General features: G+C 39.0%; 24 protein-coding genes, 1 tRNA gene and 2 pseudogenes. 8 read left to right on the forward strand and 19 right to left on the reverse strand.

Annotated elements, in window-relative coordinates; all coding sequences use genetic code 11:
- The first annotated feature begins 96 nt into the window (after window positions 1-96).
- The 4 genes from phoB (at window position 97) to BW928_RS08840 (ending at window position 3,527) form a co-directional block, all read left to right on the forward strand.
- Entirely contained in the window at window positions 97-789 is a 693-nt protein-coding gene (gene phoB, locus BW928_RS08825; protein WP_076555863.1) for a phosphate regulon transcriptional regulator PhoB, read from the forward strand.
- The gene (gene phoR / locus BW928_RS08830; RefSeq protein ID WP_227516582.1) at window positions 789-1,844 is read left to right on the forward strand and encodes a phosphate regulon sensor histidine kinase PhoR; all 1,056 of its coding nucleotides are present in this window, start codon (window positions 789-791) and stop codon (window positions 1,842-1,844) included. Before phoB ends, phoR begins: the two co-directional genes overlap by 1 nt.
- Window positions 1,845-1,852: 8 nt before the next feature.
- Window positions 1,853-3,352 (forward strand): Ppx/GppA phosphatase family protein, encoded by a 1,500-nt coding sequence (locus BW928_RS08835; RefSeq protein WP_076555865.1) that lies wholly within the window; start codon window positions 1,853-1,855, stop codon window positions 3,350-3,352.
- Between the two features lie 99 nt (window positions 3,353-3,451).
- Window positions 3,452-3,527 (forward strand) — tRNA-Gly (locus BW928_RS08840).
- Between the two features lie 411 nt (window positions 3,528-3,938).
- On the opposite strand, the gene BW928_RS08845 is transcribed toward BW928_RS08840, so the two are convergent.
- Window positions 3,939-4,160 (reverse strand): helix-turn-helix domain-containing protein, encoded by a 222-nt coding sequence (locus BW928_RS08845; RefSeq protein WP_076555866.1) that lies wholly within the window; start codon window positions 4,158-4,160, stop codon window positions 3,939-3,941.
- A 141-nt stretch (window positions 4,161-4,301) separates the two neighbouring features.
- On the opposite strand from BW928_RS08845, the gene BW928_RS08850 reads away from it, so the two are divergent.
- The 4 genes from BW928_RS08850 (at window position 4,302) to BW928_RS08865 (ending at window position 6,391) form a co-directional block, all read left to right on the forward strand.
- Window positions 4,302-4,514: a hypothetical protein gene (locus tag BW928_RS08850; protein ID WP_076555867.1), complete on the forward strand. Its 213-nt coding sequence runs from the start codon at window positions 4,302-4,304 to the stop codon at window positions 4,512-4,514.
- 13 nt (window positions 4,515-4,527) lie between these two features.
- Window positions 4,528-5,766: a site-specific integrase gene (locus BW928_RS08855; protein ID WP_076555868.1), complete on the forward strand. Its 1,239-nt coding sequence runs from the start codon at window positions 4,528-4,530 to the stop codon at window positions 5,764-5,766.
- Window positions 5,760-6,086, forward strand: coding sequence for a hypothetical protein (locus BW928_RS08860; RefSeq protein ID WP_076555869.1), 327 nt, complete (start codon window positions 5,760-5,762; stop codon window positions 6,084-6,086). Before BW928_RS08855 ends, BW928_RS08860 begins: the two co-directional genes overlap by 7 nt.
- A 68-nt stretch (window positions 6,087-6,154) precedes the next feature.
- The gene (locus BW928_RS08865) at window positions 6,155-6,391 is read left to right on the forward strand and encodes a hypothetical protein (protein WP_076555870.1); all 237 of its coding nucleotides are present in this window, start codon (window positions 6,155-6,157) and stop codon (window positions 6,389-6,391) included.
- A 195-nt stretch (window positions 6,392-6,586) separates the two neighbouring features.
- Here BW928_RS08865 and BW928_RS08870 read toward each other — a convergent pair whose 3' ends face one another.
- The 18 genes and pseudogenes from BW928_RS08870 to BW928_RS08950 all read right to left on the reverse strand — a co-directional run.
- On the reverse strand, window positions 6,587-8,239 hold the full coding sequence (locus tag BW928_RS08870; RefSeq protein WP_076555871.1) for a UvrD-helicase domain-containing protein: 1,653 nt from the start codon (window positions 8,237-8,239) through the stop codon (window positions 6,587-6,589).
- Entirely contained in the window at window positions 8,236-10,164 is a 1,929-nt protein-coding gene (locus BW928_RS08875; protein WP_076555872.1) for an ATP-dependent nuclease, read from the reverse strand. Before BW928_RS08875 ends, BW928_RS08870 begins: the two co-directional genes overlap by 4 nt.
- Window positions 10,165-10,427: 263 nt before the next feature.
- The gene (gene tssH / locus BW928_RS08880) at window positions 10,428-13,070 is read right to left on the reverse strand and encodes a type VI secretion system ATPase TssH (RefSeq protein ID WP_076555873.1); all 2,643 of its coding nucleotides are present in this window, start codon (window positions 13,068-13,070) and stop codon (window positions 10,428-10,430) included.
- 28 nt (window positions 13,071-13,098) lie between these two features.
- Window positions 13,099-14,136 carry a type VI secretion system baseplate subunit TssG gene (tssG, locus tag BW928_RS08885; RefSeq protein WP_076555874.1) on the reverse strand — a complete coding sequence of 346 codons (1,038 nt, stop codon included), beginning with the start codon at window positions 14,134-14,136 and terminating at the stop codon, window positions 13,099-13,101.
- Window positions 14,133-16,088 carry a type VI secretion system baseplate subunit TssF gene (locus BW928_RS08890; protein ID WP_076555875.1) on the reverse strand — a complete coding sequence of 652 codons (1,956 nt, stop codon included), beginning with the start codon at window positions 16,086-16,088 and terminating at the stop codon, window positions 14,133-14,135. Before BW928_RS08890 ends, tssG begins: the two co-directional genes overlap by 4 nt.
- Entirely contained in the window at window positions 16,085-16,582 is a 498-nt protein-coding gene (gene tssE / locus BW928_RS08895; protein WP_076555876.1) for a type VI secretion system baseplate subunit TssE, read from the reverse strand. Before tssE ends, BW928_RS08890 begins: the two co-directional genes overlap by 4 nt.
- A gap of 79 nt (window positions 16,583-16,661) precedes the next feature.
- On the reverse strand, window positions 16,662-17,144 hold the full coding sequence (locus BW928_RS08900) for an Hcp family type VI secretion system effector (RefSeq protein ID WP_076555877.1): 483 nt from the start codon (window positions 17,142-17,144) through the stop codon (window positions 16,662-16,664).
- Window positions 17,145-17,170: 26 nt separating this feature from the next.
- Window positions 17,171-18,667 carry a type VI secretion system contractile sheath large subunit gene (gene tssC / locus BW928_RS08905; RefSeq protein WP_076555878.1) on the reverse strand — a complete coding sequence of 499 codons (1,497 nt, stop codon included), beginning with the start codon at window positions 18,665-18,667 and terminating at the stop codon, window positions 17,171-17,173.
- 33 nt (window positions 18,668-18,700) lie between these two features.
- Window positions 18,701-19,246: a type VI secretion system contractile sheath small subunit gene (gene tssB, locus BW928_RS08910; protein WP_076555879.1), complete on the reverse strand. Its 546-nt coding sequence runs from the start codon at window positions 19,244-19,246 to the stop codon at window positions 18,701-18,703.
- Between the two features lie 203 nt (window positions 19,247-19,449).
- Complete coding sequence (locus BW928_RS08915) at window positions 19,450-19,773, reverse strand: hypothetical protein (RefSeq protein WP_076555880.1); 324 nt, start codon at window positions 19,771-19,773, stop codon at window positions 19,450-19,452.
- A gap of 326 nt (window positions 19,774-20,099) precedes the next feature.
- Window positions 20,100-20,276, reverse strand: a pseudogene (locus BW928_RS12280) (RHS repeat-associated core domain-containing protein); the annotation flags it as partial.
- Window positions 20,277-20,360: 84 nt separating this feature from the next.
- Window positions 20,361-21,374, reverse strand: a pseudogene (locus BW928_RS12285) (RHS domain-containing protein); the annotation flags it as partial.
- 400 nt (window positions 21,375-21,774) lie between these two features.
- The gene (locus BW928_RS08925; RefSeq protein ID WP_076555882.1) at window positions 21,775-22,746 is read right to left on the reverse strand and encodes a hypothetical protein; all 972 of its coding nucleotides are present in this window, start codon (window positions 22,744-22,746) and stop codon (window positions 21,775-21,777) included.
- Window positions 22,747-22,904: 158 nt separating this feature from the next.
- Window positions 22,905-23,402, reverse strand: a complete 498-nt coding sequence (locus BW928_RS08930) for a hypothetical protein (protein WP_076555883.1) — start codon at window positions 23,400-23,402, stop codon at window positions 22,905-22,907.
- A 6-nt stretch (window positions 23,403-23,408) separates the two neighbouring features.
- A complete protein-coding gene (locus tag BW928_RS08935) occupies window positions 23,409-24,365 on the reverse strand; it encodes a hypothetical protein (protein ID WP_076555884.1) in 957 nt (318 codons plus the stop codon).
- A gap of 5 nt (window positions 24,366-24,370) precedes the next feature.
- On the reverse strand, window positions 24,371-24,724 hold the full coding sequence (locus tag BW928_RS08940) for a DUF4150 domain-containing protein (protein ID WP_076555885.1): 354 nt from the start codon (window positions 24,722-24,724) through the stop codon (window positions 24,371-24,373).
- Entirely contained in the window at window positions 24,714-25,973 is a 1,260-nt protein-coding gene (locus BW928_RS08945) for a DUF2169 family type VI secretion system accessory protein (protein ID WP_076555886.1), read from the reverse strand. Before BW928_RS08945 ends, BW928_RS08940 begins: the two co-directional genes overlap by 11 nt.
- Before the next feature lies 1 nt (window position 25,974).
- Window positions 25,975-26,480: bacteriophage T4 gp5 trimerization domain-containing protein (locus tag BW928_RS08950; RefSeq protein WP_076555887.1), on the reverse strand; the 506-nt coding region annotated here is incomplete at its 5' end.

A 26,480-nucleotide genomic window follows, 5' to 3' on the forward strand; every position in this document is an offset into this window, starting at 1 on the left:
TGCTGATATTCATGCTGATATTTGGGTTCGTGATTTTTAGGCAAATAAAGCAAAATAACTACAGTGGCAAACAACCATCAACTTAAGGGGTGGACAATGTGTGCAAAAATTTTGGTCGTTGAAGATGAGCCAGCCATCAATGAGCTGATCGCAAGCACGCTGGAGCTGGCGGATTTTCAGGTGGTGCAGGCGTTTGATATCCAAGGGGCGTATTTGGCAGTTGTTGAGCAGATGCCTGATTTGATTTTGCTTGATTGGATGATGCCGCATGGCGAGTCTGGCATTGACTTTGTGCGACGGCTAAAAAAAACGCCCAATACCGATGAGATTCCCATCATCATGCTCACCGCCAAAGGCGAGGAGGATAATAAGGTCTATGGGCTAGATGCTGGCGTTGATGATTATATCACCAAGCCATTTAGTACGCGTGAGCTGGTCAGTCGTATCAATGCGGTGTTAAGACGGTTGGGCGGTGGCGACAAAAAGGGCGTGTTGCAGGTGGCAAATTTGACAATCAATACTGTCAGTCAGCGAGTCATGGCAGGCGATGATGAGATTGTGATGAGCAGCACCGAGTATCGGCTGTTGTGCTTTTTTGTTGGCCATGCCGAGCGGGCATATACACGCACACAGATATTGGACGCTGTCTGGGGGAGTAATGTGTACATTGACGAGCGGACGGTTGATGTGCATATCAGACGGCTGCGTAAACTTTTGATGCCATTTGGGGCGGATAGGCTGATACAGACAGTGCGTGGTACGGGCTATCGTTTTTCGGATAAATGCTGATGAATCAGGCGATTGATGAATGCAAGTTGCTTCACCAGCTGGCTGATGGCGTGGTTGTGGTCGCCTATGAGGCTGGCAGTGTTCGGGTGGTTTTTAGCAATACCGCTGCCAAGACTTTGCTTGGTATGTCCAATCCCAGTTCTGATGACACCAGCAATCTTGTGCAGCTATTTGATGATGAGATTGGTCAATATTTGCTTGATAGGTTGACACATGGCGATAAAGATGGGGCGGCTGATGCGTGTTTTTATCAAAAAAACGCTCACACCGATGGCGTGCTACAGCTTAGTATCACAGCCGTGCCAAACCGCCCACAGCTGTTGGTCGTCATCAAGGATTACACGCGTACTTGGCAACTTGAGCAGATGCGTACGGATTTTGTGGGTAATGTTTCGCATGAGCTGCGTACGCCTTTGACGGTGATTTTGGGCTATCTTGAAAATTTTGGCATGATGGATGATTTAAGCCCTGCTTTGGCTCGTGGCACGAAGCTTATGCACGAGCAGGCGATACGCATGAATGCACTGATTAATGATTTGCTGATGTTATCACGATTAGAAAGCGATGAAACCAAGCCAATGGTGGCGGTGAATATGCCACGACTATTGATGCAAATTTTTGATGAAGCACAAGCAACCAACAAGGCTGGGCATTTGATTGATTTGCATTTGGACACGGACAAAAATATCTTGGGCATCGAGAGCTATCTGTACAGTGCCATCATTAATCTGGTGGTGAATGCCATCAAATACACGCCAGCAGGTGGCGAGATTGACATTAGTTACGAAGAGATTGCTGATGGCGTACAGTTAAGCGTTACTGACAACGGCATCGGCATCGCTGATGAGCATTTAAAACGGCTGACGGAGAGGTTTTATCGTGTTGATAGTGGTCGCAGTCGTGCCACAGGCGGCACAGGGCTTGGGCTGGCGATTGTTAAGCATATATTAGCAAAGCATCATGCCAAACTTCACATTAGCTCACAACAAGGACGAGGCTCAACCTTTCGCATGATTTTCCCAACAACGCAACTGGCAGATGGCTTGATGGAGTGAGGCGATTTATGTTGTCAAAAGATACCGAGAAGTTGGCGGCTGTTGATATTGGCTCAAACAGTATCCATCTGACCATTGCCAAGCGGCAGGGCGATAAATTGCGGCGTGTGGCATCCATGAGCGAAAAAGTACAACTGGCAGCAGGGCTAGATGAGCATGATTATCTGTCTGAGCTGATTCAGCAGCGAGGGCTTGACTGCCTACAGCGTTTTGCAGGCAGGTTAGCCGATGTCAATGCCTCTTGTGTGCGAGTGGTGGCGACCAATGCACTTCGGCAGGCGGTGAATAGTCAGGCATTTATTGAGCGTGCCAATGAAATTTTGCCCGTGCCGATAGAGGTGGTGTCAGGTCGTGAGGAGGCTCGCCTGATTTATTTGGGCGTGGCACATACTTGCCCAAGTCCAAGGCAGCGATTGGTGGTGGATATTGGCGGTGGCTCAACCGAGCTGATCGTCGGTCAGGCACAGATGCCGCTTTTGACAGAGAGTGCCCAAGTGGGCGTGGTGGGTTTTAGCCAGCGGTTTTTTGGCGATGGCTATATTGACAGTCATCGTTTTGAAAGGGCGATTTATGCCGCCCAAAAAGAAATCATCACGCACGCCAATCGCTACAAAAAAGTTGGCTTTGCCGAAGTCATCGGCTCATCAGGGGCAATCAAGAGCATCGCACGAGCGGTGGCTGATTTTGGCCTGGGCGATACCATCACGCTTGCAGCTGTTGAGCAATTAAAGGCATCGCTATTATCCTGCGGTCATGTTGATATGATTGATATTGCTGGGGTTCGTGCGTATCGCAAGGCGATTTTTCCTGCTGGGGTGGCGATATTGCTCGCTGTCATGAAAGTGTTTGGCATACGCAAAATGCACTATTGCGATGGTGCATTGTCCGAGGGAGTGATGTACGATATGCTCTCACGCATGGACTATGATGATGTGCGTGATGACAGCGTGCGACAATTATCCGAACGGTTTGGTGTGGACAAAAAACAAGCAAAACGAGTCGCCAAGATTGCCGAGTCATTATTTGAGCAGGTGCGAGAGGCACTTGGGCTGACATCATCAGACAAGCAATTATTAAGATGGGCATCAATACTGCACGAGGTGGGGCTGGCGATTGGCCATAGCAGTTATCAAAAGCACAGCAGTTATTTGCTAAAATATGCTGACATGGCGGGTTTTTCACGCACCACCCAAGAAAAGCTATCGCTGCTTGTGCGTTATCATCGCCGTGCTATCCGTGCCGATGATGGCGAACGCATTATCAAAACTGGTGGCAAAGGCTTGTTATATCTGGCGGTATTGCTGCGAATGTCGGTACTGGTGCATCATGGCAGAAGCGATATTGCCAAGCAGCAATTGCGGCTTTATATCATCGACCAAGAAGCGAAATCTTGGCGTATTGATGTACGCATTGACCGTGCTGAGCATCAAGCCTGTGTGTTGGATTTGCAAGACGACGCCGATTGGCTTGCCAAGTGGGGGATTGCCCTTGGGGTGATGGCAAATTAACCAAAGTTGCCAAATTTTTATAAAAAACCAAAAAATTTTCAAAAAAATGCTTGACGGCAATTTTATTTACTGTATAATACGCAACCATAAAGCAAATATGCGGGAATAGCTCAGTTGGTAGAGCACAACCTTGCCAAGGTTGGGGTCGCGAGTTCGAATCTCGTTTCCCGCTCCAAATTTTAAAAAGCTCAAATCAGATGATTTGGGCTTTTTTGTTGTTTGAAATCAAGGGCTTGATGTTTTATCATTCTGATATCAGCCTCAAACACTAACCTTTTTTAAGGCACACAGAATTTTTTGTGTGCCTTATTTGTGCCTAAATTGTGCCTTGGCTGATTTTTTGCTTATCCAATAAAATGCCAAAGTGACCACAACCAAATATTTGCCCTTGATTGCTACTTTAAAATAAAAAGTGAGGAGATAAGGCTTTGGTGCAACCCATTCCTCTTTATAACAATCCTTTGAAGTCATAAATAGGGGTAGTATGATAGGAGTCGCACCGCCTTATTGACTGACCGCCAAGAGCATGTCAAAAACTCTTGTTGGTTCTTTGCTCAAAATTATGGATAAGCCAGGGTGTCGCATTTTATTTGGTATCCTGCTCATCGTTGGGTACATATACAAAAATATCGCCAACCTGTATATTTAAAGCCTCGCATATTTTGTCAATTGTTTCAAAATCTATGCGAGTGGTTTGATCATTGTAAATCTTGTGCATGGTTGATTTGCTGATATTGGTCATGCGAATCAAGTCGGCAACTTTTAGTCTGCGTTCAGCCAAAAGTATGGGTAAATTGCTTTTTATCATAAAAATCCAAAAAAATTTTCAAAAAGTACTTGCATTGAACTACAAAATACATTATTATACTTCTATCAAATTAAAAAATACTTTAAAAGAAGTACTTTTTATTTTGATATGTTAATATTATAATTGTATAAGAGGTCTATTATGACACAAACTTACCTAACCACGCAAGAGCTTGCTGCTCGCATTAAGTACGATGTTCGCACCATTCGCAACCAATTAAAAGACAGTGTTTTGCTTGAAGGCGTACATTATATTCGCCCCTTTGGTGGACGCAAGATTTTGTACATCTGGGAGCAGATTGAAAAAGATATGAGAAGCACCTTTGATGGTGTTGGTATGATGGCATTGCAATAAGAAGGAGTATTTTATGGCGAGCATTCGCACCCGAAAGGGCAGTCAATTGCTGTTTGTTGACTTTGTCTATAGAAATCAGCGATGTCGAGAAACGACAAATTTGACCGATACTCCTGCCAATCGTAAAAAATTAGCAAAGGTCATAGAAAAGATGGAAGCGGAAATCCTGCTTGGCACTTTTGATTACAGAACTTACTTCCCTAAAAGCGATAAAGTGGCTTATTTTGATGAGATTCGGGCAAGGCAGGAGCATCTATATCAAAGTCATGTGCAAGGCACACCTTTATTTGCCGACTTTGTAACATTATGGCTTCATGAAAAGCAGATTGAATGGCGAGCAAGCTACCAACAAAAAATTGGTATTATTCTTGACAAATATTTAATACCTGCTTTTGGTAAAGAATGTCTATCTTTGATAAAAAGACAAGACGTGCTGGCATTTCGTGCTTCTCTCGCCAAAGTGACCCACAAAACAGCCAAGCACACCCTGTCAGCTACCAGAATTAACTCAATTATGGCAACTTTGTATATGATACTAAAAGAAGCGTCAAAACGCTACCATTTTGATGATCCAACAGTGGATATTAAGCAGTTAAAAGCGGATAAGCCTGAGATTGTCCCATTTAGTTTAGATGAAGTTTGGCAGTTTCTTAATGGGGTAAGAGCTGATTATAAGAACTACTATTTGGTTCGTTTCTTTACAGGCATGCGGACAAGCGAGATTGATGGCTTAACATGGGACTGCGTAGACTTTGACAGACGAGAAATACACATTCGTCAAGCAATCGTTAATGGCGTATTAGGTAAGCCCAAAACAGCAGAGTCTAATAGGCAAATTGATATGTCGCCTTTTGTGTATGACGCCCTGCAAGCTCAGTATCTTATCTATCAGGCAAACAAAAAGCAAGGTAAGTCTACTAAGCACAGTCATGGCTTTGATTATGTATTTTGCTTACAAAATGGCGAACCACTAGATTATCGTAATGTCAATCGCAGAGTCTGGCACCCAACCCTAAGAAGACTTGGGCTAAAACCAAGAAATGCTTATCAAACACGCCACACCGCTGCCACGCTGTGGCTGTCAGCAGGGGAGGCACCCGAATGGATTGCCAAGCAAATGGGGCATGTCAATACCATGATGCTCTTTAAGGTGTATAGTCGTTATGTACCCAATGCCACAAGACAAGACGGCAGTGCGTTTCATGCGTTATTGATACAAAGCAAACAAGAGCAGGAGGGGTCATCATGTTAATTTATCCATTACGTCATCAATCAAGCTCTGCCGATACATGGGAGATGCTTTTGCAGGACATACAAGACAAAGAGCAAATCGCTCATCTTACCAATAAAGTTAGCAAAGCACTGATTATTGATTTACCTATCCAACAAGGCTTTGGCATGAGTTTGTTTTTAAATACGTCGTCCAACCTAAACAATCATGAGGCTCTGCATGCATGGGTTAAGCAAACAATCACACATCTTGCAGACAGACAGCTTTATGATGAAGACAGTCTTTATCTTTTGATAAAGTCGGCTTTGTTAAAGGAGCTTCCAAATAATGAGGCGTTTTAAAAACAGTAAAGCAAGCGATAAGTATTGAATGATAAGTATTGAGCAATGAACAATCAGGAGATAAACATATGAGCGAACAACCAACAATTGACAATCAAAAACAAACAAGCAAATCTCCCATCTATCTTGTCCTAACCGATAAAAAGAGATTCATAGACATCGGTAGGGCGTGTTGGATGGTGGATATGATTGAAGAATATCCATGCTGTGAATGTAGGTTAATCAGCCATAAAGAATATCAGCTATTTACCACCATACAGAATAAAGATAAGCAGTTAAAGCTTTATCACAGTCTATTTGACTGACCCAAAAAAACAAGAACGGCAGGGTTGTTCTTGTTTTTTTGGGTTATTATGTGGCACTTGCACAAGCTTTTTAGGGGTGAAAAATCAGTATTCATGTTTGGCATTAAATGTGGTGCGTTGTATATCTTCTCTCTATACGTCTTTAAAGGTGTATATATTACTTAGCTAACAACCAAGTTTATTCGCTTAAAACAATCATCTTAGATAATTCCAATACTCTTGATGTTTATTTCTATTTATTTGCCATTGCTTGGTAATTTCTTCAGGTCTTTCTCTTTGCTGGGAATAAGTTACTAAAAGTCGCTCTTTTGCACGGGAAATACCAACAAAAAATGCACACCTTTCTTCATCAGCGTTACCCCAAAAAGTTTCTTTTTCTATTGCTAGCATAATCACTGAATGAAATTCTAATCCTTTACTTTTGTGTATTGTCAAAATTCTAACTGATTGATCATCAGAAAAGTATCTTAAAGCTTTTACCAAATCTTGTTCTTTTTCCAGTAATTTATTAATATGTTTTTGAGTTTCTTCAATAATTTCTCTTAATCTTGATTCAGATTCATAATCTAAAGACAATGCAACGATAACCTCATGGCTTATCTTTTCTAGGAACTCTTCAACTCTTCCCCACCAATCCGAATATTTATTTCTCTCTTGTATCGCTTGTTTAACTTTTCTTTGTTGTTCACTAAAAAAATCTTGGAAGTAAAGACGCTGGCTAAACTCTAATTCTTCATCATCAACAAACGGCATAAGTTGTTCTTCCAAACGAATCCAAGCATTAGATTCTTTTTTTCCATATAAACAGAGTAGATAATCAACCATTAACCGAGCGATTGGTTCAGTAGAAATATCTTGTAGTTGTTGCTCATTTCGATAAGGAATTTGCCTACTATCCAATTCCTGCATAATAAGCTGCCCATACAAATCAGCTTGTTTTGAAATCAAGATTGCAATTTCGGATAATGGTACTTTCTCTTCATTTGACCATTGCTGAATAAAATCAGCGACCCGTATTGCTTCATCTAAACTATTCTGATATTCACGAAGGATAATTTCTCCTTCATCGCCAAGCAATTGTTCATCAGGCATAACAGAATTTGAATCCATCCTTTGAATAATTTTATTTTGCAGTCTAAGCAGAATAGGTTTAGATCTAAAATTACGGTACATATTCAATGGTACCGCTGAAAAATCTTGAGCAAATGTTTGGAAAATACCGTCCAATGCTCCAGCCCAAGCCATAATCTTCTGTTTAGTGTCCCCGACAGCAGTCAAACGAACACGAGTGCCTTGAAATGCCAATTTAATTAATTCATATTGAAGATTTGTGCAATCTTGAAATTCATCTAAAAATACATCCGAATAGGTTTGACGAATAGCATTGCGAGCAATTTCCGAATTTTCCAAAATCTCAATAGCCAAAGGAACCAAATCATTAAAAGTAATTTGCTCTCCTGTGATTCGTTGTTCTCCGATGGTATATCCCGACTTCAAAGCATTATTACCAGTTAAAACACATCTGAATCGATCAATAATGCGTTTAGCAAAAGCATGGAAAGTATAACTATCAAAACGTGAAGATAATTCATTTCCACATCTTCGCTTAACACGCTCTTTTAGATTTGTGCTGGCATCAACCTTAAATGAAATAGCTAGGATTCTTTTAGGATAACGACATGTTCCTGTGCGAAATAAGAAATCAGCACGCTGTGCCAGCATTTCTGTTTTTCCAGCACCAGGTCCAGCCGTCAATGCAAGGCATTTTTCTTGCTCTAAAACGGCTTTCAGTGCATTGGGTTCTAAAGTCAAACCATCAGCAGGTTGCCATTGTTTTACTGAAATCATTCAGGTATCTCCTGTAATTTTTCTTTTACTTTATCAGCAAGACGAGATAATTCTGCGGGCATATTTTGCAATAATTCTTCATCAGTTAAATTTGCAAGGGCTTGAAGGTGATTTGCTGGTTTACTGCCTAATATAAATAATTTATGATAGGTAGCAAATAGCTTCTGTTCGTATTCGCTGTATTGTTCAGGTTTATGGTGGCTTTTACCTAGAACAGACACAATTAATTTCTCATCAGGCAATTCTTCAGTATCCTCTAATTTAAATTTAGATTGATAGGCTTTTAGCATTGAAAAATCCAAATCCATTGGATAAGAAAAAAACACACCTAAATCTTCTAATCCCTTAAAAATATCTTTGCTCTGATTATTTTGATCTGTATATGTATGATTTATTCCAATTTCAGATTCATTCCATTTGGGAATAGTATCTTCCTGTAAAAATGTCCCATAAGAATGCTGTGATAGTTGGTCATTCACGTATTTAATCCTACCCCAACCACCACCAAATCTACCGACATCTAAATCCAATAAAGTAACATAAGGAATTTCTAATTGAGACAGTAATCGCCAAAAATGATTAACATATCGCCCACCTAACGGAGCTATCGTAATCGCTGATTCATCGACTGGGAGACCTTTGGCACTAAAAATTCTTGGTAGCACAATCTCCTCACTATCCCCCTCACCCAATACCACCATTCGAGAGAAATAGATTTCAGGAAATGCTTGCACCGCTTCCCGCACAAATTTATGGGCTTCATCTGATTTTGTAGGTAGCCGAATGCATTTTATTGACGATGTTCTATTTAAACTTAAACGTAAATAACGAATCTGTTCAGGTAAAACTCTGCGTAACATGGTTGGCGCATGTGTTGCAATCAAGGCTTGTGCATCTTGCTTTTCAGTTGCCATTTTTAAAGCATTAACGATACGTCCTAAATAATGTGGCGATAAGCTGTTTTCAGGTTCTTCCAACGCAATAATTGTAAAAATGGGAGGGCGTAATTTAGCAATGTCAAAATTATCATCGCCATTACTCAAAACAGAATGGCTAATTGATTGTGAAGCTAAGACTAATGATAAATAAAGCATAGATTTTTGCCCGTCACTCAATCGTGAAAAATCTACTATATTTTCATCATGACCAGGCGTAAAAGAAACTGACATATGTTGTAAAATATTCTCTATTTCGGAATGTGCAAAAGAGATTTTCGGTTCTTTAAAATAACTTCCTTTGTGTAAACTCTCCCAGCTTTGCTTTAATCTTTCACTGAAGTTTCTAACGGAAGGATTGCCTTCAAGTGTATTATTAATTTGTTCTGTTAATTCATTAACACTATCCCTTTCTTTTTCCCAATTAACTGCTCTTAATAAACGATCTAAAAGAGCATTGGCACTATATGCAATATGATCAGATGGCTCTCTTTGGGCTGGTAAGTAGTGAACTTGAATTTGATTTCTATCAGCTCTAGGAACTAACTTTGTTACTTCCTTTCCTTGTAAATCAGTATCTAATACATATTCAAATTTTTCTTCTATTTCCCCTACACAATCCATAGTTGCAGTAAGGCGAAATCTAACAGTAGGAAAACCATTGGGTAAATTTAATCGCATATGGGTAAAAAATGGTGCTACTGTTGAGTTATTTGAATCATCCGAAGTCTCAGGGAAAGTAAAATCAGCCTCAATCACTAATTTTCTTTGCTCAGGAATTTCTTTTTCGTCATGTGGTATATGAAAATCAGAATGTTTGATGCGACGTAATGCTGGATCGAATGCAAATAAGCGACACAAGGCTTGCAAAACAGCTGTTTTGCCCGAGCCATTTGGTCCAATTAAGTAAGTGATTTCATCTAGTTGCAATTCTGTTATTTCATTACCAAAACTTTGAAAATTAAAAAGTCTTACAGTTTGTAATTTCATTTTTCTTTGCCTTGTTTACGCTTTGTTTTATCTTTTGATAAATACATATAATTGGCAGTGGTCCAAAAGGTGTGCTGAGCTAGATTTTCTGTTCGCTACAAGCTTGTCTCTAGGTTGAAAACCGTATGATAGTTTGACTGACTGGCCGTGAATAGTTTTCTTTGTGACACACCTTTTGAGCCAGAATCTGTATGATTTATCAAGATACTTAGGGAAAACGGTCACAAAATCTGATATTTTGTGACCGTTTATTGTGTGCTCAACTAGTTATCAACCCCATAATCAATCCTAAACTCAAAATCTTCACCAATAGCATCAACATTGATACTGGCAATCTGTCGCCCTTCAATGATATGTGTGAGTATTGATTGGCTAAGTTTTGGCAGCAGACTGTTGGTTAGGATGCTATCAATCATTCGACCGCCTGAGTGAGTATCATTGCAACGATTGATAACTAAATCCATCATTTGCTCGGTATAAGTCAGTTTGATTTTATGATTATCATAAACGCGATTCGTGATTTTATTGAGATGCAATCCAAGAATCTTTTTGAGTGTTTCTTTGGATAAAGAGTGATAAGGTACAATTTGTATCCTTCCTAAAAGTGCCGCAGGAAATACATCTAGTAGTGGTTCTTTTAAAGCGGTCTTGATGTTTTCGGCATCAGCACGAATACCATCTTTATCCATATCCATGATAAGCTCGGTACCAATATTGCTGGTCAGTAAGATGATGGTGTTCTTAAAGTCAATATACCGACCTTCGCCATCTTCCATCCAGCCTTTATCAAATACTTGAAAAAAAATTTCATGAATGTCGGGATGTGCTTTTTCTATTTCATCTAGTAGCACAACGCTATAGGGCTTGCGACGTACAGCTTCTGTTAGCACACCCCCCTCGCCATAACCCACATAGCCTGGAGGTGCACCTTTTAGAGTGGAGACGGAATGAGCTTCTTGATATTCACTCATATTGATGGTGATGACATTGTGTTCACCTCCATATAACACATCTGCTAACGCCAGTGCTGTTTCGGTTTTGCCAACACCTGATGGGCCAACAAGCATGAATACACCAATGGGTTTATTGGGGTCATCAAGCCCTGCTCGAGATGTTTGTATTCTTTTTACAATTTCTTCAATACCTTGTTCTTGGTCAATGATTCTTTGGTTTAAAATCTCGGACAAGTCCAGAATAGATTGAAGTTCATTTTTGACCATTTTCCCCACTGGAATACCCGTCCAATCTGAGACGACTTTTGCCACGGTACTAGCATCCACCAATGGAAACACTAAAGGGTTGTCGCCCTGATGATTGGCAAGCTCTTGCATAAGCACTTGTTGTTTGGATGATAATTCTTTATCAAGCAACTCACTTGTCTCTTGTTCACTCGCTTTTTTATTGTCAAAAATTTGTTTTCTTAGGTCTATCAACTGTGCAACCAACTCTTTTTCTGTTTGCCATTGTTGGTTAATGTCATCCAACTTTTTTTGATAATTTGTGCTTAGCTGTTCAATTTCTTCAAGTCTTTGAGTGACATCATAGCTTAATGTATTTTCTCTGAGCAAGGTGGATTTTTCTAAAGCTAAATTTTCCAATTTTCGCTCTAGGAATTCTAGTTGACTTGGTTTGGCGTGCTGACTTAAGGCAACACGAGCACAGGCTGTGTCAATAAGACTAACTGCTTTGTCAGGTAATTGTCTTTGTGGAATATAACGTTGTGATAATTTAACGCTTGCTCGCACCGCATCGTCAAGCACGATAATACCATGATGAGATTCTAAAGTATCCATTAATGAGCGTAACATTTCTACTGCTTTATCTTCATTGGGCTCATCAACTTGTATTACTTGGAAACGACGAGTTAGTGCAGGATCTTTTTCAAAATATTTTTTATACTCGCTCCATGTAGTAGCCCCAATCGTTTTTAAAGTACCCCGAGCCAAGGCAGGTTTTAATAGATTTGCCGCATCGCCTGTGCCTGCCGAACCACCAGCACCAATCAAGGTGTGTATTTCATCAATAAACAACACAATTGGATTTAGGCTTGCCTCTACTTCATCAATCACACTTCTAAGACGAGCTTCAAACTCACCTGTCATGCTTGCTCCTGCTTTTAGCAAGCCGATATCAAGCACATAAAGTGAAACATCGCTAAGCACATCAGGTACATCACCACTAGCAAGTTTTAAGGCCAGGGCCTCAACCACGGCTGTTTTGCCAACACCTGCTTCGCCAATTAAAATGGGGTTATTTTGACGTCTTCTCATTAAGATGTCAATCATATGTCTGATTTCATCATCTCTGCCGATGATGTTGTCAATTTTACCTTCTTTGGCCTTTTGAGTGAGGTTGATACCATATTTGGCAAGCGGGCTGTCTGTTTCTGATTTAGGTAAGTTATCCGATGTTGGCTTGGTTTGTGTTTTTTCTGATGAATTTTTTGTGATTGTGTCAAAATCATCTTCCAAAACACCCGTTTTAATTTTGGAGAACTCATAAGAAATATTTAAAAGAATGTTGGATAGTTGCTTGTTCATCAAGGCGATGTAAAGTAGCACATAGCTTCTAATTTGAGTGTCATTATATTTTAATGAAGCATATGTCCAGGCCCCTTCAACGATTGTCTCAATATGCACAGAAAAATCAATGACGTTGCTAGCACCATGCGGTAATTTTTCTATGGCACTTAAGACATCTTGTCTTAACACCTCCAAGTTGATGTCAAAATGCTTAATAATGTGGGCGATGTCGTTTTCTTCATTTTGCAATAAAACATGAATCCAATGCACAAGTTCTACATAGCTGTTTTCTCTAAACTTGCTATAAGTGTAGGCATTTTCTAAAGATTTATAACATACCTCATTAAGTTTTGAAAATAAAACACTTCTACTGATTTGGGACATTGGATATCACTCCTGTTTTGGTCACCAATTACAAAGAAAAATCTTGTGTGGGTATTATATTGTCAGCATGATGCGTAGGGCGACCTAGCCATGCTGTTTGGCCTATTTGATTGGTAGCGTTTAGATGTATGCTTGGCACTTCTTGTTTTAATAAAATTAGTTGGTAATCCCAATCAAAATCACTAAATGCCAAAAAATCCATCCATGCTTTAAGTCTTTTGGAATACAAACCATTTCTTAAAAAATGTTTATAAGTATCAAGATTAACTGGACCTATGATAAGACGAAATTTATTTTGTTTATCATAAATTTTGTCGCCAAGAAGTAAACCTTCGCCCAAACGAAATTGAGTTCTTCCAATAGCAGTTTGAGATTCTTTATCAACTTGATGCCAAATTCCAATATTTTGTGAGACATGGATAGGCACATTAAAATAAGCACTTAACAACTGGGCGATGTTTTTTGCAGATTTTGTTTCATTAAGATAAAATCCTGCAAAATATAGTTTGTCTTTAATGTCAATATCGTGTTGATTTTTGTACATTGACTGGGTATTTAAGCCGATAAAGCTAGCAATAAACTTGTCAAATTGATGTATGCGATGGCTATCCAAGGCATTAAAATTTTGAGCCATATCCCAGCTTTTATAAAACAAGTATAAGCTACGACTTTGCAAAAAATTAACAAATTCAAACCATGATTTATCCCCATGTAAATGAACTCTTTCAAAAATATACTCAATCAAATGTCTTGGTAGAGGGCTATTAATACTAAGCAGTCCTAAGCCATTGATACTTAGATAAGTTCTATTGTCCTTGATATGAATTTTATCAACAGCATTTTGATCAAATTTTAATGAGATATTTTGAATAATGCGTAGCTTTTGCGTATCCCGACCGTGAGCACCACCCTCGGATAAAGTATCAAACAATCCAAAGGATTGCATTTTTCTTATGATATCAAAAACATCATAAGAGAAATAACCTGATGACAGTGATTGTATGTAGTCAGCCGATGTTTGATTGTTAATATACCATTGATGAAAACTCTCTTCTGTATTGTTCATAAAATAAATCTCCCTCCTAAATGGTGCGACCAGCGAATGATCTCTTTACTGTGTACCATTTCAAGGCTAAATTCCAAAAATGAATTAATGGAGATAATGCTAGCTAAATAATATCTCAGCACAGAACCAAAGAGAAAAGGGTGAACGCCGCCCATTAGGCCTTCGTCAATAATTAGTTTAATTTTTAAACCTCTTACAATACCGCTATGCAAACCGTCACGAATCAATTTCTTGGTGGGCTGAATGCGAACATTGGTGATGGCATCAATGTTTTGTCTTAACAAATCATTTTTATCATGAGGAAACGAAGAGAGTATTTCTTTTAAATATTGTGTCCCTTCATTGTCTACTAAGTTTAATAAAGAAGCATAATTTAATCTCATTAAATTGAGTAGTGACCATAAGGAGTTTTGGTCGTCAATTGCTTCTTTTGGTCTGGTTAATTTCTTGATGAGCTTAATTGATTTAACTGGCAAAGACTCTTCAATCAAAAAGTCGGATGCGGTGCCTAAAGGCATCAAAATGGGTAAATCTCTATTGGTGCACCATACATCCAAGGCAATTTGGTGTAAATTGCCGCTTGGTTCTTCACTAAGAACGTTGGATAAGCTGACAAAAGTTTCATGACCAAGATAAGAGGTGCGATAAACCTTATCATCATGAGCTAAACGACGGTCTCGAGTAACAGAAAAATAAGCATTTTTACTAAAAGTTGAATTATGCTTATTATTATAGTATTGATAAAAAGGGCGGTAAGTCATAATTTTTTGGTTGTGTTTATCATAGGCTGTTACTTCGTCAATAGCATAGATTTCGTAGTTTAAAGGTTGAACTTTGTCCACAACCACATGGTGTTCTTTTTGATTGGCGTCTACAGAAAATCTTACACCTTTTTTCTTAAAGACATTAACAATCGGTGTAGCACTAATTGAAAAAGTACTAGCGACCAATGAGTGAATCAACTCCTTATTGGTTTCGCTAAATACAAAAGATAAGCAAAAATGACGTTTTTGATAATCAATAATTCGCTTATTGACCCCATTTTCTGTAATTGTTTTTTGTGTTTGAGATGCGTTTTTCTCAATAAATCCTTGTGTTTCAGCATACTGGATGGCCTCTCTGATGCCTTTTTGACCAACGAATAAAAATTTCTCAGGTAATTGTATGTAATCTTGTATGACTCGCAAGGCCGCGATGTTCTTATTAGTATTGATGGTCAATGACTCATTATCAGAGAAGCCTAAATGCTCAGGCTTCTCGTGAATGGTGTAAGACCATGGTTGTGATTTATCAGGGTTGTGACATATGACTTTACTACAACAATTCATTAACAAGTAAAGTAATTGAGAAGAACTAACCACGTCATGTCCTAAAAATATTTTGATTTGCTCAGGGATTAAATCAGAGCACAAATAAGGAGCGGCAATCGAAAGATCGAGTTTTAAAATTGAATAAGTGGTTTGCGTAGTAATATGTGTTAATGAAGGTGAGTTAGTTGCTGCAATATAATTTACAGATTCGAGTTTTAATGGAGATAGTTCCAATTCTTGTGTTGCACAAAAGGTGCAATTAACCTTTTGGTCGTTGGCATTGAACGGTAGGGATTGTAATACATCACCTCTTCGTATTTTATTAATTGCATTCAAGGCGTGATTTTGTGTGCTATCAAATTCAACAATGGCACAAGCGGGTTTTGGATTGAGTAATTGGGGATGAATTACTTCTAAAATATTAGAGACAAATCTTGGGTAACTAGCATCAATTTTTAAATTGGTTCTAGCATTTAAAAATGCAATCCCCTCCAACAGTCTTTCAATATAAGGGTCGGGCACATCAATGGAATTCATGCCTAGTCTTGACGCAATTTTAGGGTACTGTGTTGCAAAATAAACCCCTTCATCCCGTAAGTAGCTAAGCTCTCTATTGTAGTATTGTAAAAATTTTTCATTCATGATTGGGACTCCAATAATTCAAATGTACCTAGCTCAACATCCATACTGGTTTTTAAAAAAAGTTCTTCGGTATAGGGGGTGAGTTTTAAAATTCCTTGAATCTGTACAGCCAATAAACGATGAATATTCATTTCATTAAGTAAGATTTTTACTTTAATAGAGTTGGAGTCTAATCTAGGCTCAAAATTTTTAAGGCAATCAGCAATGGACTGCTCAAGCAAAGTCCAATCAATATCGGATAAATTACTCCCAGAAAAGGCGGGAATACCGAAATTTAATGTGGATAAAGATACTTGTCCATCGGCCAGATTATAATCAAGGTGGCTTTGGAAATTTGTGGTGTTTAATAAAAAAAGTATGTCTCTTAGAACAGAGTCTTTATACAGTTGAGTATTAAATTTATTTGTAGATAAAACATCCGATCGTTTTTTAGGTTCAAAATCTGTTAATCTATCAAGTAGTGAAGGCAATAAAAAGTCTTGTTTCTTTGACATAGAAGATGCACCTTAATTGATAGAAATAAAAACCTAATTTTAAAAAATTAGGTTTTTATTGAAAATAAATTGCAGATTATTATGCAGTTTTATTTTCTTTGATGTTGAAAGCCATTTGAACTTCGGCACCTTTTGTGCCTTTGTCGCTTTGTTCCCAGTATTGGTTTCTGACTTTTGCAGCCTGGAAAGAGTATTCAATAATTAGAGCCTCATTTTCGTTGGCACCAATAAATTTAACACCAGTAATCAAGACATCCTCTAGTGTGGTTCTTGAGTATTCAATCTGAGTACCACCAGCTTTACATACTGAAATCTCAACTTTTGCCAAATGTTGACCTGTGGCACAGTTTTTTAAGATGGTTGGAGCTGCTTTGTCGATTGCTGTGGTTACTTTTAAGTCATTAAAATTAACCTTTCCAGTACCGCCACCGCCACCAGTGTGCATGGAGCCTGGCTGTTCTGCTCCCCAACTAAAACTTTTTACATCGGTCCAGTTTTTGTGATTGGCGTCTCTAGATTCGCCGTTCACACCCTCAATTCGCATAAACATATCTAAGGCCATGACAAACTCCTATTGTATTGGCAAGGTTACACTTTTTTTGCTGAAGGTAGTTTTGACACAAGTCGCAAGGATACTGTCAAACCTTCAAGTTGATAATGGGGTTTTAAGAAGAATTTAGAGGTGTAATAACCAGGGTTGTCTTCCACTTCTTCTACAACCACCTCAGCAGAAGCCAGGGGCTTTCTAGCTTTTGTTTCTTGTGTTGAGTTGATAGGGTCGCCATCAACATAGTTCATAATCCAATCATTCAACCATGTCTCCATTTGTTCCCTATCCTTGAAAGAACCTACTTTATCGCGCACGATGCATTTAAGGTAGTGAGCAAATCTAGAGCAGGCAAACAGGTAGGGTAGTCTTGCTGATAATTTAGCATTGGCAGAAGCATCAGCATCATAGTACTCAGCGGGTTTGTGTAAAGATTGAGCACCAATAAATGCAGCCATATTAGAGTTCTTGCGGTGAACAAGAGGCATGAATCCTAGATTGGCAAGTTCGGCTTCACGTCGGTCACTAATGGCAATCTCTGTTGGGCATTTGGCATCCACGCCACCATCATCAGTTGGGAAGGTGTGATAGGGGAGGTTTTCAACCAAACCACCTGACTCTACGCCACGAATTGCGGTGCACCAACCATATTGTTTAAAAGAACGGTTAATATTAACAGCCATTGCATAGGCGGCATTACTCCATGTATACTTATTGTGGTTTGCACCAGCTGTGTCTTCTTCAAAATCAAACTCATCAACAGGATTTGTTTTTGCACCGTAAGGCAGTCTTGATAAAAAGCGTGGCATGACTAATCCAACATAACGAGAATCATCCGACTCTCGCAAACTTCTCCAAGAATCATATTCTGTGTTTTGGAATATCTTTGTTAGGTCTCTAGGGTTGGTAAGTTCTTGCCAGCTTTCCATTTGCATAAGTTCAGGTGAAGCACCTGCAATAAAAGGACAGTGTGATGCGGCAGCAATTTTTTGCACTCCTTGTAAGATCTCAATATCAGGAGCACTATGGTCGAAATAATAATCGCCAACCAAGCAACCGAAGGGCTCACCCCCAAATTGTCCATACTCTTCTTCGTAGATGCGTTTGAATAAAGGGCTTTGATCCCAGGCAACGCCCTTATATTTTTTGATGTTACGCGAAACCTCTTTTTTGCTAATCGGCATAAATTTAATTTTTAGCAAGTGGTCTGTTTCTGTGTTGGTCACTAAATGGTGTAATCCACGCCAAGAACCCTCAAGTGTTTGGAAGTCTTTATGATGGATAATGGTGTTGATTTGCTCCGACAACTTACGATCTATCTCAGCAATCATTGCTTCAATTGTTTGATAAGCGTCATTTGAAACAATCAAAGAATTCTTAAGAGCCTGTTCAGCTAATGTGGACACAGCTTGATTGACAGCAGATTTTGCTTCCTCTGTCTTGGGTCTAAATTCTTTTTGCAGTAATGATTCAAATTCGCTTGTTATGGCAACTTGTGTTGCTGTTTGATTCTCTTGAAGTAATGATTCTGACTTCATAATTGCTGGACCTTACATTACATTGTGTTTAAATTATTCTGTTTTTGTGTCATTACCATCACGGTCGTTGGTTTTTGCACCGGCAGCGAGAGATTTTAATAACTCACTGTCACCAAGAGCTTTGGCAATTAATTCCTCGGCACCAGCCTTGCCATCCATGTAGGAAAGCAGGTTTGAAAGCTGTTTTCTAGCTTCTAAAAGCTCTTTTAAGGGTTCAACCTGTTGGGCAATATTGGCGGGTGAGAAATCTTCCATTTTTTCAAACTCAAGCTCAACATTCAACTGACCATCATTTGTTAGGGTGTTTTCAACATGATAGGCAACGCGAGGTTTGATTGCTTTTAATCTGTCATCAAAATTGTCTACATTAATTTCTAAAAACTCTCTTTCGTTTAAATCGGCAACAGGTACATTGGATTTGCCTGCTAAATCAGACATGACACCCATGACAAAAGGAAGTTCAACCTTTGTTTCTGAGCCATACATCTCAACATCATACTCAATCTGAACTCTAGGAGCTCGATTTTGAGCGATGAACTTTTGACCTTTATGGCCTTTATATGAACTATTATGAGACATGATAAACCACCAGAATACAAAATTTTCACTAAATATTAGCGGTATTAAGAACGTTTGTCAATTATTTTTACGCTTGTTTTTATACAAATTGAATTGGTCAGCCTCATCCTAAACTTGACTCATAATAGTTGATATTTTTATGACTATAAATCAATAAACCACCATGATACCTCTTGCCCTTGGCTGATTTTTAATGATGGTATCTACGAGCTACGATCTGCAATAAATGATTGTATATTATCAACAAATATTTCCAAACTCTTCTTCCAAGTGATTTGGTTATTTTTTATAAAATATAAAGATATATTTTTATTTTCCATCAGTTCACAGCCATAACTATCCTCTATGGGGAGAACGCCATCATCACTTAATCCATAAAACATTATTGTAAATGTAAGAAGTGGATTATATATATGGCTTATAACCCAGTATTTTGAGACATCATGTTCATTACCATCTATCTCATTATCAATTTTAAAATTTTTCTTATAAAGCTCATTTCTAATATCACTAATGTGTTTATGCATCATGGGTTCCAAATTAAAATTTAGCAATTTATTGATAATTTTTTAGGTAGGGTTATGCCAATATTTTGCAAATATTTAGAGTTTACACCCTCCTGCATATGTGTATATATTCTAGTTTTTGATAAATTTGAAGAAGTAAATACAAACAAATCTTCTCCAACTTTGGTAATGTGAGCCAATTTGGTCATTTTATTATGTCTAAATTTGACTTTAATCTGACTACAATGTAGATGTTTTTCTGCAACTATCCTGTATTGGGTTGGATTAAGTCCATTACCATGCCTTCTTGCATGATCACCAAAAAGACCAAAAGAAATTTTCTTTTTCAATCCTAACGGATCCACCCACCCAATCGGATTCGGAGCATAAGCAAAGACATTATTACCGCCTAATAATCCTATTGGATCACGGCTAATAAACATCCCCACATCACTATCATAATAGCGAAATCTATTGTAATGCAATCCTGTTTCAATGTCTAGGCTTTGACCTTGAAAACGGATAGGCTGTAATTCGTGTTCTAGTATAGCACAATTATTTAAAGACTTCTCTTTATAATAACTTTGATAAGACCCACCCCAAGCATAATCATACCCAAGCCAAACAACTTTCCCATTTTCATCCGTCAATTCCTGCGGTGTTCCCAAATGGTTGTTATGGTAGTGATAGATTTTGAAGGTCTCTTGGGTTTTATCGCTTTCTATTGTGTTTCTAGCTTGAACAATCCTTGAAACAGGCTCAAAACTGTCTTGGTCATAGATGGTGGTAAAGATGTGCTTGTCTGTGTATTCTTGCAGTTGCCTGTTGCCTTCCCACAGCATTAAGGTGGTTTGATGCTGTGTCTTTTGGGTTTTGGACAAATGCAGTAAAGTGGTTGGATAACGAACTAACTGACCGTTTTGATTGAGTTTGTTTAATCTTTCAACCTTTGAGTTTTTGGCGATGCGTCGTCCAAAGGCATCGTAGTGGTATTGGGTGGTGGTTTTGGTGATGGTTAAGCCTGTGTCTTCAAGGGTGAGTGTTTTGGCTAGTTCATTATTGCTGTTGTAGCTAAATTCAATAGACTTACGATAACCAACCAATCCATTTTGGGATTGAGCGATTTGATTGCCTTGTTTGTCTATGGGTGTCTCTGTCTTGGTCTTGATATTGCCATGACTGTCATAGGTGTAGCTTATCTGTTTGTTTTGGCTGATGAGGCTTGTGGGTCTTTTGGTTTTGGGATGGATGCCAGTTAATGTGTGTCTTTGTTCTTGCTTATTCTGTGTGTTTTGTTGTGCTTGTGCGTTTGCATTGGGCAAAGGCACTCTGTTTGATGCAGGGTCAAACCCAAAGACTTCGGTATGTCCTGTGTGTGCTTGGTGGTCAGTGAGTTTATGCTCTGTCAAACGCCCCACTTTGTCATAGATGTATTGATGGGTGCGGTTAAACCTTTGTGCTTGGTTTGGGTGAGCTTGACCCATTGGAACATTTCTTGTTTGTTGTCCAAGCCTTGTACTGGTATTTAACTGTGTCAGCTGTCCTTTTTTATCATAGCGATAAAAGGCTTGTTTGATGATGTGGTTTGGGCTACTGGTGTGAGATTGGGTCAGTCTTCCCATCACATCATAGTCAAAGGCGGTGTGGTGGGTTTGACTGTGTTGTCTTAACACTTCTTGGTGTAGGCTGTCTTTTTGGCTGTGGCGAAGTTCGTGAATGTTGCCTTGATTGTCTGTTAGGCTTTGGTTATACAGATGTCCTGAGCCATAGTATAGGTTGTTTAGGGTGGTGCCATCAGGTAGGGTGGTACTGATGCGATTGCCCAGCTCGTCATAGCTGTGAGTTAGGGTTTGGCTGATGATGTGTTCGGTGGTTTGCTTGTGATGTCTGGTTAGGGTCTCACAGATGAGATTGCCTGCTTTGTCGTAGTCTAAGATGGTGGTGGCTTTGTGGCAGATGAAATAATCAATCTGACAGACTACATTTGTCTGTCAGCTCTCTCGCTTTATTGTAGTAAACGAATTAATCAAAAATTGGGCTAGATATTTGTACTCTTAATATTTCATTCTTAAAGGTGCTAAACAAAACATGCATACTAAAATCATCAAAATCCCACACAGCATAGCCATCATTGACGTCAACATCTATTTCTCTGGGTTCTTGATTGATTTTATTTAATAAAACTTTTGGACTGTCATCAAAGCGAATATCAAAAGGGAGCAATCCCTGCCAACCCACCGAATCCATTTCACGATTGGCATAAAAGCTAATGCCTTGCAATAATGGCTCGCCTGTTTGGTTGGCGATGTGTAGTTTTAGACCATAGCTTTCGGTCAAGTCTATTTCATCATCTTCATTAGCTTCTGTGAGTGCATCATCATCCAAATGCCCCTGCCATAGATTGATAAAATCAGGATTGGTAATGGGTTGATATAGATGTTTGGCAAGTGTGATAAAATCTGGCGGTGCGATGTCTTTTGGGGTGGGTAATGGCGGGTTCTTAAGATGAAATACAATACGCTCTACCAATTGTGTCTCTTCATTGTAATTCATGGTGAGTAGATAATCATCAAATTCCCAAACATCGCTTAGGGCGGATTGTCTGCGAAAGCCTATGGATGTTTGCATTTTGGCTAATACTGCGGTTCTGTCATCTTGCCAAGTGATTTTATTGGGCAACTCGCCAACATAAGGGGCGACATCATCAAAACCACAATAAAAATACACCTGTGCCAGTATCGCCCCTTCTGAATACCACGCATAATAAGGCTTGCCTTCGTGATAGGCTCTGTCGACAAACCCAATCTCCACCCCTTTTCTTCGTACCAATACCCAATCATAGACATCTCGCTCATCTTCATCGTCAAAATCAGGCTTGCCATAAGTTGCTAGGGTGTTTTCTAGCAACTCTATGACGGTGCGGTCTTCGCTATCACGACCCAAATGGTCTAATAGCAAAGGATAGAGTGAGATGGGATTGGTTGGGGTGGTCATTGTTGTTTTTCCTTTTTAGTTGTCATTAAAAGTTTGAGATGATGTATTGGCTTATGAGTATTATGTCTTTTTGGTTTTTTTGAAAATGCCAATCACTTCTGGGTCGTGTTCAGAGCGACCTAAAATATTAACAAGTTTTTGAAAGATTTCGGTGTGGTTCATATTTTTATATCCAGTTTTTTTAAATCAAAATCAAAAATTAGCCTGTATGCAATTTCATTAACAAGCCCCCATTCATCAAAACTCAAAAGAATAACGATATTATCCTTAAGCCAAAAAAATTTTCTCAAAAATTTTCTCTCATCAAAATAATCTCCTAAAATTTCTTTTGCCCTATCTAATGAAATCCCAAAAGAAACTCCAAAAGGAAAAATGATGGGTTCTGTGGCTGTTGTTCTTTGAATATGTGAAATGCCAGAAAAAACCAATTCTTTTTCATTTAGTTTATCCCTATTTTCAAGCATAGGTAAGGCTTCTTGAAGTTTTACACCTAAATGCAATTTAGGGTCATTTAACTCTATTAAATACCCATCTTCCGAGCGTTTTGGTCTTTTTAGGGGAAATTTTACCCCTAATTGTGTAAACATTTCTATCACTTCTGGATCATTTTCAGAGCGACCAAGTAGAGATACAAGTGAATCAAAAATACTGTTCATACAAAGTTACCTTTTCTGCTTGCTGAAAGTTTCTAAAATATTTTCCAACATTCTATCATAATCTGCGTTAGTTTTCTTAAGTATTTTGTTGGTTTCTGTCCTGTATTTTTTAGCACAGCCTTTGTCGTATTTACCAATCTTATCTCTCATTGCTTTGATGTCTCGCTGAGCTGCTCCTGCTAAATCATTGGCATCTTTTTGGATTAGGTTCTTATTTTTATTACCGTAAGTCGGACTTGCATCTTTGTGGGCTTGCTTGGGGATGGCGATTGTCCAACCTGCATCATCAATAGCTTTAGCTTCTTCTTTAGTTAACTCATCACCCTTTAATTCCGCTGCACGCTTTTTAAGTGCCGCTTTAGACGGTATATGGTCTCTGTCATATTTATTATCACCTGTTGATTTTTTTAAATCTTTGTAAGTACCAGATTGACCGCATTTTAACTTGGGTTTGGGCTTAACCGTACTATCTTTCTGCGTCTTCTTTTGGGGTTTCTTGTTATTACTAGTCTTTGCAGGTTTTGGTTTTTTGTTATTTAACTTTTGTTTATTTAGCTCTTCTTTAGCTTCATTTAAGACCTTTTGAAGCTTGTTAGCAATGGTTTTGTTGGGGATTTTTTTGATGACTGTTGCTTGTAGGCGATTGATAACCCCCAAGTATTTATCAATGTCTTTGATGACCTTCGCCCCCTTGCCAGCATCACCAATAATAGGAATGGCACTAAATAAGTCAAACAAGGCTCCCGCAAAATCCCCACGGATAGCAGAGATTGCAGCATTAACTAAATCAGCACCAATGCCCAAGCCTGGTAAGAAACCCAATAAACCAATCAATGCTTGTAAGTCATCCAGTTCCTGCTTGGTTAAAGCTGGATTGGCTTTTTTGGCAGATTTATTGGTGGGTTTGGTTTGCCCAACCGCTTTACCGGTTGTATTACCTTTCTTTCTAGGTGCTATCCCCATATATCTCACCCATTCATCCGGAATTTATCGTTGTGTCGGATGACATATTTGCCATTTGCTTTGACAGTTTTGCTGTGAGTCTTGGGGTAGCATTTACCACCCACCGTACCACTTTTGATACCTTTACCAACCCCTGCTTGGTCACCTAGGGTTTTGATTGCATAGCTTTTGTCATAAACAACCACCGAATGACCATTGGCTTTGACGCTTTTGATAACTTTGGCACTGTCGGTTAATTTAGCAATCACAGGATAGGGTACAGGTATCATGCTGCTGCCTATGGGTGTCTTACAGACATCGGGCAGGTTAGAGATAATAAGCCAACCTTGTTGTTTTCTTGCGACAACTTCACGACTCATCGGACTCTCCTTGAAATTTAATCAGAGGCGATTCTGGATCAACCTCAAAACGCAACTGAATTTCACTTGATTCAAAGGATTTAAGCATAGCAGTTCGCCATACTATTTTCAAAGACATTTTGTTATTGTCAAAGACAATGGTGTCTACCTGCATTGGTATTGGCACTCTGATGCCAAGCATTGAAATCAATACAAACGCTCTATGGCGAGGTAGTATAATGGCTTCAAGACCTGCATTAGGGCTTAGGTTGTTTATTAGTAGATAATGGGGGATCTGTAGATCTGGGAAGTCAATTTGTTGGTCTTCTGGGGCACCATTATAGTAATTGAAATCAAAGTCTTCAGGGTAGAATGGGTGGATATTGTTGAGCCAATGCTCATCATAAGTGCCTGCTTTGGCGATTCTTGGAGACCAAGAGCGATGAACAAAACCAAAGCCGGTTGCTGCATTAGGATAGGCAAGCTGTGCCATTTCTTTGGCGGTCATAGAGCCAGATTGTTTTGTGATTGATGGCTCAATAAGTGATGCACCCCGAGATAAGATTTGAGGCATAGCTATGCGATTTGGTATAGGCTGTTCATATTGTTTTAGTTTGTCAAAATAATCAAAACAAAGCCAGCCTATGCCAATCGGGTTCTTGTAGCAGACTTCATTGTAGACGGTATCACCCTGATGGGTAATTAAATTTTGTCCACCAAGAGCATATTCGTATCTTAATGATATTTTGGATAGGGTTTTGGGTTGGGTTGGCTTATAAAAATAAGTAAAATTATTTAAGCTGATACTGCCGACATCTTTATTTAAGGTCCAATCACATTCGCCAAAGATGCTAATACCTTTGTGTGCTAGTTTTTTCAATTGATTATTGTCATCTAAACGATACAAAGAAAATGAGGCATCAAAATGGAGTGTAGGAGACTTGTGATAAGCGTAGCCTTGTATAATGATATCACACTTGGGTTTGTATGGAGATAAATCGCTCTCATTTAATACGCTTGTCAACAAAGTCTCGCCATAGAACTCATCGGTTAAGGTTAAGGGTATGGGCTCTACATCATTCACAGCACAACCATAGAATTGCTCAATAATGTGGTTGTCTTTACTTAATATGTGGGTTTCAATATTTTTGTCTATTTTATGCAGAAAATATTCAGCACAACAAACAACAACATCATACTCCTGCTGCTTGACATCATAGCCAGCATAACACAAAGCATCAAATGGTGTATGATTAATAAACTTTGCCATATCAATTTAAGTCAATCTCCTTACCATTAATCTGAACAGGACCTGAGGCGTCAAATAAGAATTCGGTGCCAATAATCGTAACCTTGCCTGAACTGTCCATTCTAAGGGTGCTTTTCCCTGTTTTTAATTCAATGATTTTACCTGCTTTCAAAATAATTTGCTTACCTGCACTGGCATCTATGGTTTGTCCTACAGTTGTTTTTTGCACAACAGCGACATTAACAATCTGGGAAATGCCGACATTTAGAGCATACACTGCACCAATATTTTGAACATGCCCCAAACCAATGCTTTGCATAGAAGCCAGTTTGATGGTTTCGTTTTGCATGCCGTTAATAGTGATATTTTGGTTTTTCTTAACTGACAGATTGCGATTTTTGTTTACATCAAGCCTCTGATCACCCCGTACCTCAATCTTCTCATCCCCCTCCACCGTCTCCGTGCGATTGCCACCAATGCTGATGGTTTCATCCAAGTCCACTCGCTCTTTGCGGTTTTGATGGATGG

This window comes from Moraxella cuniculi DSM 21768, from assembly GCF_900156515.1.
In the GTDB taxonomy this organism is placed as follows: Bacteria; Pseudomonadota; Gammaproteobacteria; order Pseudomonadales; family Moraxellaceae; genus Moraxella; species Moraxella cuniculi.

What these genes read in the sequence shown, in the direction of transcription:
- BW928_RS08930 (WP_076555883.1), bottom strand. Translation starts at nt 23,402, where the DNA reads ATGAACAGTATTTTTGATTCACTTGTATCTCTACTTGGTCGCTCTGAA.
- tssB (WP_076555879.1), bottom strand. Translation starts at nt 19,246, where the DNA reads ATGTCTCATAATAGTTCATATAAAGGCCATAAAGGTCAAAAGTTCATC.
- BW928_RS08835 (WP_076555865.1), top strand. Translation starts at nt 1,853, where the DNA reads ATGTTGTCAAAAGATACCGAGAAGTTGGCGGCTGTTGATATTGGCTCA.
- BW928_RS08925 (WP_076555882.1), bottom strand. Translation starts at nt 22,746, where the DNA reads ATGACCACCCCAACCAATCCCATCTCACTCTATCCTTTGCTATTAGAC.
- BW928_RS08945 (WP_076555886.1), bottom strand. Translation starts at nt 25,973, where the DNA reads ATGGCAAAGTTTATTAATCATACACCATTTGATGCTTTGTGTTATGCT.
- tssC (WP_076555878.1), bottom strand. Translation starts at nt 18,667, where the DNA reads ATGAAGTCAGAATCATTACTTCAAGAGAATCAAACAGCAACACAAGTT.
- BW928_RS08875 (WP_076555872.1), bottom strand. Translation starts at nt 10,164, where the DNA reads ATGAAATTACAAACTGTAAGACTTTTTAATTTTCAAAGTTTTGGTAAT.
- BW928_RS08850 (WP_076555867.1), top strand. Translation starts at nt 4,302, where the DNA reads ATGACACAAACTTACCTAACCACGCAAGAGCTTGCTGCTCGCATTAAG.
- BW928_RS08890 (WP_076555875.1), bottom strand. Translation starts at nt 16,088, where the DNA reads ATGAATGAAAAATTTTTACAATACTACAATAGAGAGCTTAGCTACTTA.
- tssH (WP_076555873.1), bottom strand. Translation starts at nt 13,070, where the DNA reads ATGTCCCAAATCAGTAGAAGTGTTTTATTTTCAAAACTTAATGAGGTA.
- BW928_RS08870 (WP_076555871.1), bottom strand. Translation starts at nt 8,239, where the DNA reads ATGATTTCAGTAAAACAATGGCAACCTGCTGATGGTTTGACTTTAGAA.
- BW928_RS08915 (WP_076555880.1), bottom strand. Translation starts at nt 19,773, where the DNA reads ATGCATAAACACATTAGTGATATTAGAAATGAGCTTTATAAGAAAAAT.
- BW928_RS08940 (WP_076555885.1), bottom strand. Translation starts at nt 24,724, where the DNA reads ATGAGTCGTGAAGTTGTCGCAAGAAAACAACAAGGTTGGCTTATTATC.
- BW928_RS08845 (WP_076555866.1), bottom strand. Translation starts at nt 4,160, where the DNA reads ATGATAAAAAGCAATTTACCCATACTTTTGGCTGAACGCAGACTAAAA.
- BW928_RS08855 (WP_076555868.1), top strand. Translation starts at nt 4,528, where the DNA reads ATGGCGAGCATTCGCACCCGAAAGGGCAGTCAATTGCTGTTTGTTGAC.
- BW928_RS08865 (WP_076555870.1), top strand. Translation starts at nt 6,155, where the DNA reads ATGAGCGAACAACCAACAATTGACAATCAAAAACAAACAAGCAAATCT.
- BW928_RS08900 (WP_076555877.1), bottom strand. Translation starts at nt 17,144, where the DNA reads ATGGCCTTAGATATGTTTATGCGAATTGAGGGTGTGAACGGCGAATCT.
- phoR (WP_227516582.1), top strand. Translation starts at nt 789, where the DNA reads ATGAATCAGGCGATTGATGAATGCAAGTTGCTTCACCAGCTGGCTGAT.
- tssE (WP_076555876.1), bottom strand. Translation starts at nt 16,582, where the DNA reads ATGTCAAAGAAACAAGACTTTTTATTGCCTTCACTACTTGATAGATTA.
- BW928_RS08860 (WP_076555869.1), top strand. Translation starts at nt 5,760, where the DNA reads ATGTTAATTTATCCATTACGTCATCAATCAAGCTCTGCCGATACATGG.
- tssG (WP_076555874.1), bottom strand. Translation starts at nt 14,136, where the DNA reads ATGAACAATACAGAAGAGAGTTTTCATCAATGGTATATTAACAATCAA.
- phoB (WP_076555863.1), top strand. Translation starts at nt 97, where the DNA reads ATGTGTGCAAAAATTTTGGTCGTTGAAGATGAGCCAGCCATCAATGAG.
- BW928_RS08935 (WP_076555884.1), bottom strand. Translation starts at nt 24,365, where the DNA reads ATGGGGATAGCACCTAGAAAGAAAGGTAATACAACCGGTAAAGCGGTT.